This window comes from Cellulomonas endophytica (assembly GCF_004123805.1).
Taxonomy (GTDB): Bacteria; Actinomycetota; Actinomycetes; order Actinomycetales; family Cellulomonadaceae; genus Cellulomonas; species Cellulomonas endophytica.
Map to the genome: position 1 here is coordinate 97,483 of NZ_RWJX01000002.1, position 13,994 is coordinate 111,476.

At 76.7% G+C, this 13,994-nt stretch carries 12 protein-coding genes; 7 read left to right on the forward strand and 5 right to left on the reverse strand.

The features are described 5' to 3' along the window. Window positions 1-99 precede the first annotated feature (99 nt). Window positions 100-546, forward strand: coding sequence for a YdeI/OmpD-associated family protein (locus EJA20_RS01135; protein ID WP_129336339.1), 447 nt, complete (start codon window positions 100-102; stop codon window positions 544-546). A gap of 104 nt (window positions 547-650) precedes the next feature. Beyond that, entirely contained in the window at window positions 651-2,291 is a 1,641-nt protein-coding gene (locus EJA20_RS01140; RefSeq protein WP_129336340.1) for an OmpA family protein, read from the forward strand. 79 nt (window positions 2,292-2,370) lie between these two features. On the opposite strand, the gene EJA20_RS01145 is transcribed toward EJA20_RS01140, so the two are convergent. Further along, window positions 2,371-3,258 (reverse strand): helix-turn-helix transcriptional regulator, encoded by an 888-nt coding sequence (locus EJA20_RS01145; protein ID WP_240674854.1) that lies wholly within the window; start codon window positions 3,256-3,258, stop codon window positions 2,371-2,373. A gap of 114 nt (window positions 3,259-3,372) precedes the next feature. Here EJA20_RS01145 and EJA20_RS01150 point away from each other — a divergent pair, with 114 nt between their 5' ends. Beyond that, a complete protein-coding gene (locus tag EJA20_RS01150; RefSeq protein WP_129336341.1) occupies window positions 3,373-4,068 on the forward strand; it encodes an SDR family NAD(P)-dependent oxidoreductase in 696 nt (231 codons plus the stop codon). A gap of 42 nt (window positions 4,069-4,110) precedes the next feature. On the opposite strand, the gene EJA20_RS01155 is transcribed toward EJA20_RS01150, so the two are convergent. Together EJA20_RS01155 and EJA20_RS01160 are read right to left on the reverse strand one after the other, a co-directional pair. Beyond that, window positions 4,111-5,019 (reverse strand): DUF429 domain-containing protein, encoded by a 909-nt coding sequence (locus EJA20_RS01155; RefSeq protein WP_129336342.1) that lies wholly within the window; start codon window positions 5,017-5,019, stop codon window positions 4,111-4,113. A 162-nt stretch (window positions 5,020-5,181) separates the two neighbouring features. Then, complete coding sequence (locus EJA20_RS01160; protein ID WP_205687300.1) at window positions 5,182-5,871, reverse strand: SDR family oxidoreductase; 690 nt, start codon at window positions 5,869-5,871, stop codon at window positions 5,182-5,184. A gap of 66 nt (window positions 5,872-5,937) precedes the next feature. On the opposite strand from EJA20_RS01160, the gene EJA20_RS01165 reads away from it, so the two are divergent. The 4 genes from EJA20_RS01165 to EJA20_RS01180 all read left to right on the forward strand — a co-directional run bounded on the left by EJA20_RS01165 (window position 5,938) and on the right by EJA20_RS01180 (window position 8,715). Next, window positions 5,938-6,330, forward strand: coding sequence for a MerR family transcriptional regulator (locus EJA20_RS01165; RefSeq protein WP_129336344.1), 393 nt, complete (start codon window positions 5,938-5,940; stop codon window positions 6,328-6,330). Window positions 6,331-6,531: 201 nt separating this feature from the next. After that, on the forward strand, window positions 6,532-7,122 hold the full coding sequence (locus EJA20_RS01170) for a DUF6318 family protein (protein ID WP_129336345.1): 591 nt from the start codon (window positions 6,532-6,534) through the stop codon (window positions 7,120-7,122). Between the two features lie 383 nt (window positions 7,123-7,505). Next, entirely contained in the window at window positions 7,506-7,943 is a 438-nt protein-coding gene (locus EJA20_RS01175) for a hypothetical protein (RefSeq protein ID WP_129336346.1), read from the forward strand. Between the two features lie 97 nt (window positions 7,944-8,040). Further along, on the forward strand, window positions 8,041-8,715 hold the full coding sequence (locus EJA20_RS01180; RefSeq protein WP_129336347.1) for an HAD family hydrolase: 675 nt from the start codon (window positions 8,041-8,043) through the stop codon (window positions 8,713-8,715). A 174-nt stretch (window positions 8,716-8,889) separates the two neighbouring features. Here the strand turns inward: EJA20_RS01180 and EJA20_RS19665 are convergent, their stop codons facing one another. Then, window positions 8,890-12,594 (reverse strand): SNF2-related protein, encoded by a 3,705-nt coding sequence (locus tag EJA20_RS19665; RefSeq protein ID WP_129336348.1) that lies wholly within the window; start codon window positions 12,592-12,594, stop codon window positions 8,890-8,892. Between the two features lie 54 nt (window positions 12,595-12,648). Next, window positions 12,649-13,986 carry a hypothetical protein gene (locus tag EJA20_RS01190; RefSeq protein ID WP_129336349.1) on the reverse strand — a complete coding sequence of 446 codons (1,338 nt, stop codon included), beginning with the start codon at window positions 13,984-13,986 and terminating at the stop codon, window positions 12,649-12,651. Window positions 13,987-13,994: the final 8 nt, after the last annotated feature.

A 13,994-nucleotide genomic window follows, 5' to 3' on the forward strand; every position in this document is an offset into this window, starting at 1 on the left:
CGACGAGAGCCGGTGAGGCACCGGTCCGCCGTTCCCGCCCTCCTGGGCAGGCCACGGCGCTACGGTCCTGGTCCTCATCGCACGCACCCGGAGGCACTGATGCCCGAGCCCGTCACCTGGACGACCGAGCTGTTCGAGGCGCGCCCCGGGGTCACCGGCATCCCCGTGCCGCCCGAGGTCCTCGCCGCGATCGGCGCCGGGAAGCGGCCCGCCCTCGTCGTGACGGTCGGCGCGCTGACCTACCGCACGACCGTCGGGACCATGGGCGGGCAGCAGCTCCTCGCGCTCAACAAGGAGCGCCGGGCGGAGGCGGCCGTCGACGTCGGCGTGCCGCTGGAGATCACCGCCGTGCTCGACGAGGCCCCGCGCGAGGTCGAGGTGCCCGCGGACCTGGCCGCCGCGCTCGACGCCGCCGGACGGCGCGCCGCCTTCGACGCGCTCGCCCCCAGCCGTCGCAAGGCCGCCGTCGACGGCGTCCTCGGTGCGAAGGCGGAGGCGACCCGCGCCCGGCGCGTCGCCGCGGTGGTCGACGGGCTGGCGGGCTGACCGAGCCGCCCCCAGCACCGGCCGCACGGGCAGCGCCCACCGCGCCGCACGGCAGCGAGCGGCTCCGCCGGTAGGGTCGGCCCCCGCGACGGGGGAGGTCGGCCATGACGGCTGCGCAGGGACGACGAGCGGGTGCTGCTCTGGTGGTGGCGCTCCTGGCCGCGGGCTGCACCGGCGGCGAGGTGACGCCCCCACCGTCCGACCCGCCGTCGGCCGCGGCCGGCGCCACCGCCTCCCCGGAGCCGACGAGCAGCGGCGCCGCCGACGCCGAGAACGCCCCCCGGGTCGTCGAGACGACGCTCCTCGGCGACCCGGTCAGCCTCGAGGTCGGCCCGCTCGTCGTGCAGGGGGACGTCGCCGTGCTGCGGCTCGCGACGGTGACGAGCAGCACGACCTTCCTCATGACGGCGATGGCGGAGTCCTTCGAGGGCGCGAGCCCGGGTCCTACCGGCGTGCGGCTGCTCGACCGCGGCGCGGGCACGGTCCTGGTGCCGGCGCGCACCGCCACCGGCGCCCCGGCCACGACGAGCAACACCAGCCCCGGCGGGCCGGCCACCGACGCCGCCGTCCGGGCCGTCGGAGAGGGCGCCTCCGTCGTCTACGGGATCTACGCGGTCCCGACCGGGGACACGGTCGACGTCGTGCTCACCGAGGGCGGCACGGTCGCCGGCATCCCGGTCGTCGACGTGGCCGACGCGTCGGAGTGGACCGTGCCGCTGGAGGAGATCTCCGAGCCGGTCGCCGACGCCCGGGCCCTGCCGCTGGAACGGTGGGTGGAGCTTCTCGACGGCGAGGTGCGGACACGGGACACCCCCGAGCAGGTCGCGCTGGACCTGGCGTCGGACGTGCTCTTCGCGAGCGACTCCGACGCCCTCGGGCCTGACGCCGAGGGCGCCCTCGCCGCGCTCGCCGCGCAGGTGACGGCCGCCGGTGACGGCGCCGGTGGCGCGCTGACGGTCGTCGGGCACACCGACGACGTCGCGGACGACCCCTACAACCTCGACCTGTCCCGGCGCCGTGCCGCCGCCGTCGCGTCGCGGCTGGGGCAGCTCGTGGACCTGTCGTCGTGGACCGTGACCGTCGACGGCCGCGGTGAGGCGGAGCCCCTCGTCCCGGGGACCGACCCCGCGTCGCGCGCGCTCAACCGCCGCGTGCAGGTGCTGCTCGCGCGGCCCGCCGCCGCCGCGGAGGACACCGCCGCGACGGTGGACACGGCGGCGCCGATCGTCGACGACGGCACGCCCCTCCCCCCGCCGGCAGGCCCGACCGCCACCGGCGACGAGGGGGTCGACATCGTCGACTCCGGCATCCCCGTGCAGGTGCGCCTGCCGGAGGTGCGGCGGCTCGGCGGGATGCTCGTCGGCGACCTGGAGGTCACGAACGAGGGCACGACGTACCTCACCGCGACCGCCTTCGGGCTGGGGGCCTCCGACGCCCGCGGCGCCAACGACACGACCCTGATCTGGGCGGCGACCAACGTGACCCTCCCTGTCGGCAGCACGCGCGTCTACCCGCTGGACTACGTCGGCCGTCCGGAGCCCCTGCGCCGCGAGCCCATGGCGGACCGCACGATCACCGGTGTCGGTCCGGGCGACACCCGGATCGTCAGCGTCGTGTGGCCCGACACGGGCCAGGACACGGTCGTCGTGGAGGTCGCGCCGCACCAGGTGGACTCGTACCTCGGCCTCGTCCCGCCGCCCCCGGCCCCGTTCCGCCTCACGGACGTCCCGGTCGTCGAGGGCTGACCCGCTGCGACACGTCGGCGGCGCGGTCGCGTCCTCCCCCGGCCGGCAGGGCACGCGCTCGTCGTGCGGGGCATCCGGGTCAGGCGCTCGTCGTGACCGCCGTCCGCGCGCCGCCCGTCACGCGCAGGAGCTCCAGGGCCTGGGCGGCCGAGCTCCCGGCGGGCGCCGAGTGCACGACGATCTTCGCGTCCGAGCCGGGGGCGGTGAGCACGTCGCAGTCGAGCAGGACCGGGCCGACGACCGGGTGGAGCACCGTCTTGAGCGCCGACTGGTGCTCGCCCGTCGCGCCGCTGTCCCACAGCCGCGCGAACCGCCGGCTGTCACGGTGCAGCTCGGCGACGAGGGCCCGCAGCCCGCGGTCGTCCGGGTAGCGGCCGGCCGCCACCCGCAGGTCCGCGACGAGCGCCGCCTCGAACGCCGCGATGTGCTCCCGGTCGGCCCCCGACCCCTGCTCGCCGACCGAGGAGGGCACCGCCGCGTGGCCCGTGCCGAGGAACCGGGTGCGGACGAGGTTGCGCTCCGTCCCCGGCAGGAGGCCGGGGTCGCCGAGCAGCGCCGACCACAGCGGGGTCCAGGTGATGAGGTCCCACGACGCGCTGAACACGGCGACCGGCAGCTCGGTCAGCCGGTGCACGAGGCGCACGATCCCGGGCGGGAGGTGGGTCGAGACCGTCGTCGGGCGCGGGGGCAGCAGGCCCGCCAGCACGTGCAGGTGGTCCCGCTCGTCGTCGGACAGCTGCAGCGCCCGCGCGAGCGCGCTCACCACCTGGGCGGACGGGTGCGTCGCCCGTCCCTGCTCGAGGCGCACCACGTAGTCGACGGACAGGCCCGCCAGGTGCGCGAGCTCCTCGCGGCGCAGCCCGCGGGCCCGCCGTCGGCCGGTCGCCACCCCGACGTCCGCGGGGTCGAGCCGGTCCCGCCACCGCCGCAGCGCCGTCCCGAGCGTCTCGGTCACCGTGTCCGTCACGGGCCCATCCTCGCGCTCCCCGCCGGTGCGGCGGCAGGCTCGACGGTGGTACCGCCGGTCCTACCGTCGCGAGGGGCACTGGCAGACCCTCGGCGTGGCCCGGAGGGTGGAGCCATGACCACGACACTGATCACCGGGGCCAACAAGGGCCTCGGGTACGAGTCCGCCCGCCGCCTCCTCGCCCTCGGCCACACCGTGCTCGTCGGCGCCCGCGACCCCGAGCGCGGCCGGGCCGCCGCCGACGCGCTCGGTGCGCGCTTCGTCCCCCTCGACGTCACGGACGACGCGTCCGTCGCGGCCGCCGTCGCCGACGTCGAGGCCCACGAGGGCACCCTGGACGTGCTCGTCAACAACGCGGGCGTCGCGGGCTCCTCGTCGCCGGTCGAGACCTTGACCGCCGCGGACGCGGAAGCCGTCTTCGCGACGAACGTGCTCGGCGTCGTCCGCACGACGCAGGCGTTCCTGCCCCTGCTGCGCCGCTCGGGCGCCCCCGTCGTCGTCAACGTCACCAGCGGCCTCGGCTCCTTCGCCGCGGTGCACGACGAGGCCCGCATCGAGTCCAAGGTCGTCGCACCGTTCTACACCGCGTCGAAGTCGGCCGTCACGATGCTCACCGTGCAGTACGCCAGGGCCCTCCCCGAGCTGCGGGTCAACGCCGTCGACCCCGGGTACACCGCCACCGACCTGAACGGCAACAGCGGGCCGCAGACGGTCACGGAGGGCACCGACGCCATCGTCGCGATGGCGACCATCGGCGCCGACGGACCGACCGGCACGCTGCAGGACCGCGAGGGCGTCCTGGCCTGGTGACGCGCGCACCGGGCGGCGAGGGGGTCGTCGCCCGGCCGTCCGTCACGGCGAGGAGGAGAGCTCCGCCGCGACGACCCGCACGAGGCGCTCCGCCGCGTCCCGCGTGAGGGACGGCATCTCGACGAGGACCGCCTCGACCGCGCGACGGTGCCGCACCTCGGTGCCGTCGAGGCCGACCGGTGCCGCGGCCCTCGCCGGACGCCGCGGGGCCGGCGGCGTGGGCAGGCCCGGCACGACGATGTAGCCGTCCTCGACCGTGCCGAGCACCACCATGCGGTCGCGCTCGGTGGCCCAGAGCCAGGCGAGGTGGGCGCAGACGATCGCGTCCACCTCGTCCTCGATGCGGTCGAGGTCGACGGGGCGGGTCGCCTGCACGGCCGCGTCCCGCAGGTGCTGCCAGCGGGCGTTCGACGCCAGCCCGAGCAGAGGCCCGGCGACGCGCTCGAGGTGGTCGAGCAGCACCCGCCAGGCGGCCGACCGCGACTCCAGGTCGCGTCCCGGCTTCGACTTGTACGGGATCACCCGCTCCAGCCCGAAGAGCACCACCATCGCCGGGTGCGGGTAGACCTCGATCGCCACCGAGGTGTGCGCGTCGGGACGCACGTCGGGGTCGACCGTCCATCCGTGCCGCTGGGCCAACCGCTCGCCCCGGGGCGGGTCGAAGTGCCGGTTGCTGCGGTTGGCGGGGTAGGCGCCGGCGGCGTAGCGCCCGAAGTGCTGCGTCACGAGCCGCTCCGCCGGGCGCATCCCCGTGAGGTTCGGCACGACGAGGGGCGCGTCGATCGCCGAGACGACGGGCGCGCCCGCCGTGTGCGTCCGCACGACGGCGTCGAGCTCCTCGTCGGTCACGACGCTGCTCGAGTGCACGAGGCAGCCGGCCTCGTCGAGCACCGCCACCCCTGTCCTGGCGGTGGGCCCCCAGGCGAGGTCGATCCCGACGAAGCGCGTCATCGGTCCTGTCTACCGGTCAGGTCCGACATCCGTCGGTCCCGCCGGGCCGGCGCGTCCACAGGAGGCAGGTCACCCGTCCCGGCGATGGTCCCGGCGACGGGGCGGCGTCCGCTCCGCGGCCGGCGCGTGGTCGTGTGCCGCACGCCGGCGGCGGACGACGCGTCAGGCCGAGAGGAAGCGGGCGTAGAACGCCCGGGGGTCCTCGGCCAGCGAGGCCTTCACCATCGCGCTCCAGTCGTCGTCGACGACCTCGAGGTCCCCGGCCTCGACGGCGTCGAGCACCCGGCGGACGACGACGGCCGGGTCGGTCTTCGGACCGTCGACCCCCCGGGCCATGTCCGTGTCGGCCAACCCCAGGTGGACCGAGGTGACCTGCGTGCCCTGCCCGGCGAGCTCCAGGCGCAGCGCGTTGCTCATGTTCCAGTTCGCGGCCTTGGAGACCGCGTACGACCCGGTGCCCGGGAAGGCGAACCAGGACAGCGCCGAGGCGACGTTGACGACCGCCCCGCCGCCGTTCGCCGCGAGGACGGGTGCGAAGGCACGAACCATCGCCAGTGTCCCCCAGAAGTTCACGTCCATGTCCGCCCGCACGCCCTCGAGGTCACCGAGCAGCGGCGTGCCGGTCGAGATGCCGGCGTTGTTGATCAGGAGGTCGACGTCGCCGGCGAGCGCGGCAGCTGCGGCGACGGCGTCGGGGTCGGTGATGTCGAGGGCGACCGGCCGGGCGCCCGGCAGGTCGATCGTGCCCGGCTCGCGGGCGGCGGCGTAGACGGTCGTGCCCCGCGCGAGGAGCTCGAGGGCGAAGTGGCGGCCGAGGCCGCGGTTGGCGCCGGTGACGAGTGCAGTGGTCATGTGCGGCACGCTAGGACCTACCGTTGACGTCAGGGTCAAGTCCATCGCGATCGGTCGGGAGGTCGGGTGCGCATCGGTGAGGTCGCCGCACGGGCGGGCGTCAGCGTGCGGGCGCTGCGCTACTACGAGGAGCAGGGGCTGCTGGTCGCCGACCGCAGCGCGAGCGGGCAGCGCCACTACCCGCCGGAGGCCGTCGACCGGGTGCTCTTCATCCAGGCCCTCTACGCCGCCGGTCTCGGCAGCAGGGCCGTCCTGGGGATCCTGCCGTGCATGGAGCACGGCATCCTCACCGACGAGATGCACGAGCGGCTGCTGGCCGAGCGGGATCGCGTGCAGGCACAGCTCGACGAGCTGACCGCGACGCGCGACAAGCTCGACGCCGTCATCCGCGCGGGGCAGGCGCACCGGCCCGGGCAGTCGGCCGGCACGGGCTCGGACGGACGCGCGGGAGCCGCCTGAGCCGCAGGACCGCCCACTGGTGGACGACGAGCCGCTCGTGCTGGGCGACTCCGCTCCACCCAGCGCTCGCCGACGAGCGGGCACCCCGAGCCCGCCCCGTTGGGCCGACCGGGTGACGATGCGGATCGCAGGTCACCCCAGCGGTCCACAGATCCGCCGGGACCGCACCACGACGATCGGACCGATGCCACCATTTCGCCCGTGACGACGAAGGCCCGCACCGCGGCACGCCTGGCGGCGGCGGGCGCCGTCGCCCTGCTCCTCGCCGCCTGCGGCGACGACCCCGCCCCCATCGCGCTCCCGACGGTCACGAGCAACCCGTCCATGGCAAGCCCTGTCGCGACCGCGACAACCGTCCCGGTCCCAACACCGGTTCCCTCCCCGGTCGCGAGGGTGACGGACCCCTCGCCAGACGGAGCCATTGCAGCCGCCGTCTATTTCAGCGAGCTCTACGGCTATGCCGTCTCTACGGGAGACCTTGCGGCGTGGCGGGACGTGAGCGATCCCGAGTGCTCGTACTGCAAAGTCGTAGCAGAAGACGTCGAGGCGGGGGGTGACTATCGCTTTGAGGGCGGACAAACCAGGGTGCTGGAGGCCTCGCTTGTGGGCGTCAACAGTGCCCAAGATCACCTTGTCCACTTGATCATCGAACAAGATGCCTGGACCTCCACCGGAGTAGACGGATCCTCGAAAAGCGGCGAGCGGACGTCGATCAATGCCGACGCCCTGCTGCACCACAACGGCTCCCAGTGGATTGTGCTCGAGTACGACGCTGTGAATTCTGCGGCATGATTGAGGTTGTCGCCTTTCTCGCTTTGGCGGTTCTACCTTTCACTCCCGAGGGAGCCATGGGCCGAAACGACGACAGGGCAACCGTTGACCTCTGGGATGCGCGTGATGTGTCCGCCGGAAAGACCGCATCACCGGTAACCACCGGCCAAGGGACAACGGATCCAAACGAATATCTGAGAACTCACGCTTGCATCCGCACGTCCAATTTGACGCACAGCCCCGCTGAAATCCCCTGCTTTGACGGTGAAGGGGTGCGCGCGCTGCCCGAGTGCGGTGATGGCGAACGCCCGCTCCTCCCGCTGTTCTCGCGGCCTCGTGAGTCCGTGGGCCGGTGGACATTCGTCGAGGGCGCGACTTGCGCAGCAGCGCCGGAGGCGGCGGCCGTGCCGACCGTCACCGAGGCGGAGTTCCGGCGGCTGCCGCTCCCCGCGCCCGGTGCGCGGGCGCAGCCGGCCGTCGGCGACCTGCTGGTGAACATGCCCGTCGTCCTGCTGGCCGAGCCGGCACCCACCACGCTGACCACAACCGTCCTCGGCACGCCCGTCGAGGTCGAGGCCACGCCGTCGAGCTGGACGTGGACCTTCTCCGACGGCTCGGCCCCGCTGACGACCACGAGCCCCGGCCGCCCCTGGCCGGCAGCCGACGTCACCCGCACGTTCACGTCCGCGGGCCCGGTCGAGATCGCGTGCACCGTGACGTGGACGGGGCGCTACCGCGTCGCCGGCGCGGCGACGTGGAACCCGGTCGAGGGCACCGCCACGACGACCTCCACGCTGCCGGCCCGCACGGTCGTCGAGCGGCGGGCGCACCTCGTCGGCTGAACGAGGGCCCGACCCGGCCCTCCTCCAGCCCTTCCCTGCGGCACCGCCGACCGGCCGCCGGAGGGCGACGGGTGACGACGTGGCGTAGACCGGGGGCATGCCCGCTCCCTCCGCGCTGCTCCTCGACGCCGACGGCACGCTCGTCGACTCCACGTATCTCCACGCCCTGGCGTGGTCGCAGGCGCTGGCCGAGGCCGGCACGCCGGTCGAGACCTGGCGGCTGCACCGGCTCGTCGGGATGGGCGGCCCGATGCTGCTGCGCCGGGTGCTCGGCGACCGGGCCGAGGACGTGGAGGAGCGCGTGACCGCGCGGCACTCCGAGCTCGCGCTCGCCCTCGCGGACGTGCACATGCGCGCGCTGCCCGGGGCGCGGGACCTGCTCGCCGCCGTGCGCGAGCGCGGGGTGCGGACCGTCCTGGCCACCACCGCCCCGGCGGACGAGCTGGAGAAGATCCGCGCGGCGCTCGACGCGGACGACCTCCTCGACGCGGTGACCTCGGGGGACGACGTCGAGGGCGCCAAGCCGCACCCGGACCTGGTGCAGGAGGCGCTCCGCCGGGTCGGCGTGGGCGCGGACCGCGCCCTCTACGTCGGGGACGCGACCTGGGACGTCGAGTCCTCGGGCCGCGCCGGGGTGCCGTGCCTCGGCGTCCTCACCGGCGGCATCAGCGAGGCCGAGCTCCGCGACGCCGGCGCCGTCGCGGTGTACTCGTCGGTCGCGGACCTGCTCGCGGGGCTGGACACCTCGCCCGTGGCGCGGCTCTGGGGCTGACCGGGTGGCCGCGCGAGGGCGCGGCAGGAGGGGCGGAGGGCGCCCTCCGGCGCCCTCCGGCGCTGTCCGGCGCGGTCCGGCGCGCGCGGGGCGGGTCCGCCGCGGACCGGTGGCGCGCGCGGGGTGCACCTCTCGAGCGGCGACCCGCGACGAGCCCGGCGGGCGGCCGCTCGCTCAGGCCAGCAGGTCCCGGACGTCGGCGGCCGACAGGCGGGCGTCCGCCAGGTCGCCGCCGCCGAGGACCGAGTCGAAGAGCTGCGACTTCGCGGCCTTGAGCGCCATGACCTTGTCCTCGATCGTGCCGGCCGCCACCAGCCGGTACACCATCACCTGCCGCGTCTGGCCGATGCGGTGCGCGCGGTCGACGGCCTGCGCCTCCACCGCCGGGTTCCACCACGGGTCGAGCACGACGACGTAGTCGGCCTCCGTGAGCGTCAGCCCGACGCCGCCGGCCTTGAGGCTGATGAGGAACACCGGCGCCTCGCCGGACCGGAAGGACTCGACCACCGCCGGGCGGGCGCGCGTGCCGCCGTCGAGGTAGGCGTAGGACGTGCCCGCCGCGTCCAGGCGGGCGCGCACCCGCCCGAGCACGCTCGTGAACTGGGAGAACACGAGCACGCGGTGCCCGTCGGCGACGATCTCGGCGAGCATCGCCTGGAGGTGGTCGAGCTTGGACGCCGGGACGTGCGCGTGCGCCTCGTCGACGAGCGAGGGGTCGAGCGCGAGCCGCCGCAGCAGGGTGAGCGACCGGAAGATGGCGAACCGGTTGCCCTCCCAGTCCTCCAGCAGCCCCAGCACCTTCTGCCGCTCGCGCGCCAGGTGCGTCTCGTAGACGGCGCGGTGCGCCGGGGCGAGGTCGACCTCGACCACGTGCTCCAGCCGCGGCGGCAGGTCGGCCGCCACCTCCTCCTTCGTGCGGCGCAGCACGAACGGCCGGATGCGCCGGCGCAGGTCCGCGAGCCGGGCCGTGTCGCCCTCGCGCTCGATGGGCCGGCGGTAGTGCTCCGTGAACCGCTGCAGGCCGGGCAGCAGCCCGGGCGCGACGAGCCCGAGCAGCGCCCACAGCTCGAGGACGGAGTTCTCCAGCGGCGTCCCGGTGATCGCGATCTTCACGGGCGCCGCCAGGGTCCGCGCCGCCGCGTAGCCGCGGGAGGTGTGGTTCTTCAGCGTCTGCGCCTCGTCGAGCACGAGGGCGGACCACGGCAGGGCGTGGTGCTCGTCGGCCTCCAGCCGGAACAGCGCGTAGGACGTCACGACGAGGTCCGCGCCGGCGGCGACCTCGGCGAGCGGCACGCCCCGGCGGGCGGCGGTCGCGTCGACCGTCCGCACGACGAGGTGCGGCGTGAAGCGCGCCGCCTCCTGGGCCCACGTCCCGACGACCGACGTCGGCGCGACGACGAGGACCGGGCCCGTGCGCCCGGCCGGCGGCCCGTCGGGCCCGCGGAACCAGGCGACGAGGCTCAGCACCTGGAGCGTCTTGCCCAGGCCCATGTCGTCGGCGAGCACGCCGCCGAGCCCGCCCGCGACGAGCCGCCGCAGCCACGCGAACCCGGACCGCTGGTACGGGCGCAGCGTGGCGAGCACCTCCGCCGGCGGCTCGGCGTCCTCCAGCTCGGGGGCCGCGAGCGCGGACAGGTGCTCGACCGCCGCGCGCCAGGCCCGGGCCTGCTCGACGACGACCCCCAGCGCCTCCAGCTCGTCCCAGGCGGAGGTGTCGTAGCGGCTCACCCGCACCTGGCCGGGGCGGCCGCGCGGGTCGGCGAGGGCGCGCGCCTCGGCGACGAGCGTGCGCAGCGCCTCCAGGGCGGGGGTGTCGATGCGCGCCCACAGCCCGTCGTCGAGCATGACGCGCCCGTCGCCGGCGGCCATCGCCGTGAGGACGCGCGCCAGCGGCAGGTCGCGCCCGTCGACCCGCAGCGTCACGGACAGGTCGAACCAGTCCCGGTCGCCCCCGAGGTTCGGCGCCTCCCCTCCGCCCGCACCCGCACGGCCTGGGTCGCCGTCGCCCTCGCCGCGACCCGCACCTTCGCCCTCGCCCTCCGGGGTCGCCTCCTCCGCCGGCTCGTCGCCCGTCTGCCCGACGAGGACCTCCACCGGGCCGGACGCCTCGCGGAACCGCGGGAGCTCGCCGGCCCCGTCCACCTCGACGCCGTGGACGCCCGCCAGCGCGGGCAGCACGTGCGCGACCAGGGCCGCCGCGCTCCAGGCCCCGAGCTCGGCGTCGGCACCGCCGGACCTGCCGACGCCGGAGCCCTCGCCCCCGGGCCCCTCGCCCTCGAGCGGCGCCAGCAGCGCCGCGGCGAGCCGCCCGCCCTCGTCGCCGGTCCCGTCCGGGAGCCCGACGAGCGCGGCGCGCACCGCCGCGGCGGCCGCCGCGAGCACCGGTGCCTCGTCCGCCGGCCGGCGCCACGGCTGGCCGACGGGGTCGACCGGACCGACGGGCACGGGCGGGAAGGCTTCGGCCGAGGGGACGTCGCCCCTGTCGCCCTCAGGGCCCCGTGCCCCCTCGTGGTCCGTCTCGTCCGCGGCGGGAGGCGTCCGGTACACCCACGTCCACCCCGTGCGCACGCCGAGCCCGTCCGCCGGGGCGACCCGGAGGCGCAGGACCGGCCGGGCCGGGGCGGGCACCGCCACCGTGCCGTCGTCGCTCGTCAGCTCGACGAGCGTGCGCAGGGTCGCCGCGTAGCCGGACCAGAACCGCGCGCGGGTGTCCGCGGGGATGCGCAGCGCGCCGGGCATGGTGAGCATCGCCTGGCCGCGGGCGTCGAGGGGCTGCGCCAGCCGAGCCAGCACCGTGCGGCCGTCCGGCGCCTCCCAGTGCAGGCCCCCGGCGGACCGGCCGCCGAGGAGGCCGGCGCGGGCGCTCTCGGCCAACGGGTCGCCCAGACCGGCCGGCACGTCGAGCACGGCGGGGCGCAGGGCGAGGTCGCCGCCCCTGTCGCTCAGGTCGACCGCCGCCCGCAGCGGGGCCGGCAGCACCACGACCTCGCGGAACGGCTTGCCGGACTCGAGCAGGGGGACGCCGGCGCGGCGGAGCTCGTCGAGCGCGGCCCACAGCAGCCCGGTCGGCGCCCGGTCCAGCGACACCCACTGCGCGGCGCCGCCCCCCGCGAAGCCGCCCCACAGCCCGCTGCCCTCGGTGTCGACGACGCGGTGCAGCGCCGCCAGCGCCTCGCGCTGCCCGGGCGGCGCCGACGCCACCCCGTAGGCGTGCAGCACCTCGCGCCAGGTGGCGCCGGTCCGCACCCAGCGGCCGGTCCCCGAGCGCAGCACGGGCCGGGCGGCCAGGCGACGGCTGCGCGGCGGGTCCAGGTGCTGCCCGCCGGGGTCGTCCTGCGTCTCCACGACGAGGCCGAGCGCCGACGTCGGGACGGGCGCGCGGTAGACCGGGCGCGCGGACCGCTGCGGGCGGCCGTCGGGACGCAGGACGCCGTCGAGCACGAGGGCCCAGGTGCGGGGCACCTCGTCCCGTGCGTCGTCCTCCCCGGGCGGCGCGGCCGGGACGGGGTCCGGGGCGGCCAGCCCCTCCGCGCCGACCGGGTCCGCGGGCGCGGACGCGGCGACCGGCACCGCCCGCGCGACGAGCACCGCGACGACGTGCTTGCACCAGGACCCCACCGGGCAGCTGCACAGCGCGGTGAGGACGGACCCGTCGTCGCCGAACCGCACGCGCACGGAGTACGACGCGACGCCCGACCCGCGCACGTGCGCCGACAGGCTCCGCGCCCCGGGGTCCCAGGTCCGCCCCTGCACCCGGCCCTGGGAGGCGTACGCGACGCCGCGGGACAGCGACGGCCCCCCGGCGCGCCGGGCGAGGACGTCGAGCGGGACAGGCGGCGGTGCGGACCCCGCGTCGCCGTCGGGCTCGGTCTCCAGCACGCGGCCACCCTACGCAGCGGCGCCCGCACGACCGCCGTCGGCGCGGACAGCCACTCAGACGCGCAGGGCCAGGTCGGCCACCGTCGCGGCTCCGCTCCCGTCGACCCGGCGCAGCGCGGCGTCGAGCCCGTCGGGGGCGTCGCGCAGGGCCGCGAGCGCGGTCCGCACCTCGGGGTCGGCGACGAGGGCCGCGGCGAGGACCCACGCCCCCGTGCCCTGGCCCGTGTCGGGGCCGGCGGCCGCCGCGAGCGCGTCCAGCGGGCGGGCGGCCAGGCCGACGGGGTCGACGAGGAGTGCCGCCGCCACCGGGACCGTGGGGCCGGCGTCGGGTGCCTCCGCCGCCGCGAGGAGCGCCTGCCGGGCGCGCTCGGCCTCCGGCTCGTCGCGCCCGCGCAGGTGCGCCGCGAGGTGCAGCACGAGGTCGGCCGCGGCCCCGCCGGACGCGGCGCCGGCCAGCGCGGTCGTCACGAGCTCGACGAGCACGCCCGCCGGCGGCCGCGCGCCAACCGCGACCAGGTGCGCCGGCCCGGGCGTGCCACCGGCCAGCGCCCGCAGCGCCAGGTCCCACCAGCCCTCGCTGCCGACGGGGTGCGCGTGGCAGGCCGCGGCGGCCTCGCCGGCCGTGAGCTCGTGCGCGTCGAGCCCGAGCGCCGCCGGCGGCAGCACGCCCAGGACCTGCGCCCGGCCGACCTGGGCGGCGAGCACCTCCGCGACGACCTGGGCCAGCGCGTCGCCGCCGGCGTTCGCGGCGCGGCGCACCTCGTCGACCACCGCGTGCGAGTGCACCGTGCCGGCAAGCTCCAGCGCCGCCCGCAGCTGACCCAGCGTCCACTCCGGCGTGCTCGTGCGGGCGGCGTGGACGGTGAGCGCGAGCTGGGCGCGCAGCCGCTCGCCCGGCGCCGCCGTGGGTTCGCGGACGAGCGCGGTCAGCCGGGCGACGACGAGCTCGACCAGGGGCTTCGGCACACCGCCCGGCCCCGGCCCGGCGGCGCGCACGGCGAGCACGTGGTGCGCGTCGGGGCGCATCGCGACGTCCTCGGCGTTCTCGGGCACGGACAGCCAGCGCAGGACCGGGGCCGGCACGGGGTCGGCGTGCGTGAGGAGGTAGACCACGGCGCCGGGGTCGGCCCGGTCGAGCAGGGCGGACGCCAGGGACGAGCGGGACGAGCGCCGCAGCGCGGTGTGCAGCGGCAGCGCCCGGTCGTAGGGGACGCGCGTGACGTCGAGGCCGTCGACGTGCTCGTCGACCGTCTCGGCGTCCGCGGACGGGTGGGTCTGCCAGACGGCGGTCGCGACCGGCCCGGGCAGCAGCGGGCCGAGCGCCCTCCACGTCTCGGGGTCCGTCGCGTCGTCGGACAGCAGCAGCGCGACGAGCAGCGCGGAGGGCTCCATGGCGGACA

Bases quoted from the DNA above. Each gene is read 5' to 3' on its own strand.
- EJA20_RS01135 (WP_129336339.1), top strand. From the start codon at position 100: ATGCCCGAGCCCGTCACCTGGACGACCGAGCTGTTCGAGGCGCGCCCC.
- EJA20_RS01140 (WP_129336340.1), top strand. From the start codon at position 651: ATGACGGCTGCGCAGGGACGACGAGCGGGTGCTGCTCTGGTGGTGGCG.
- EJA20_RS01150 (WP_129336341.1), top strand. From the start codon at position 3,373: ATGACCACGACACTGATCACCGGGGCCAACAAGGGCCTCGGGTACGAG.
- EJA20_RS01155 (WP_129336342.1), bottom strand. From the start codon at position 5,019: ATGACGCGCTTCGTCGGGATCGACCTCGCCTGGGGGCCCACCGCCAGG.
- EJA20_RS01160 (WP_205687300.1), bottom strand. From the start codon at position 5,871: ATGACCACTGCACTCGTCACCGGCGCCAACCGCGGCCTCGGCCGCCAC.
- EJA20_RS01180 (WP_129336347.1), top strand. From the start codon at position 8,041: ATGCCCGCTCCCTCCGCGCTGCTCCTCGACGCCGACGGCACGCTCGTC.
- EJA20_RS01190 (WP_129336349.1), bottom strand. From the start codon at position 13,986: ATGGAGCCCTCCGCGCTGCTCGTCGCGCTGCTGCTGTCCGACGACGCG.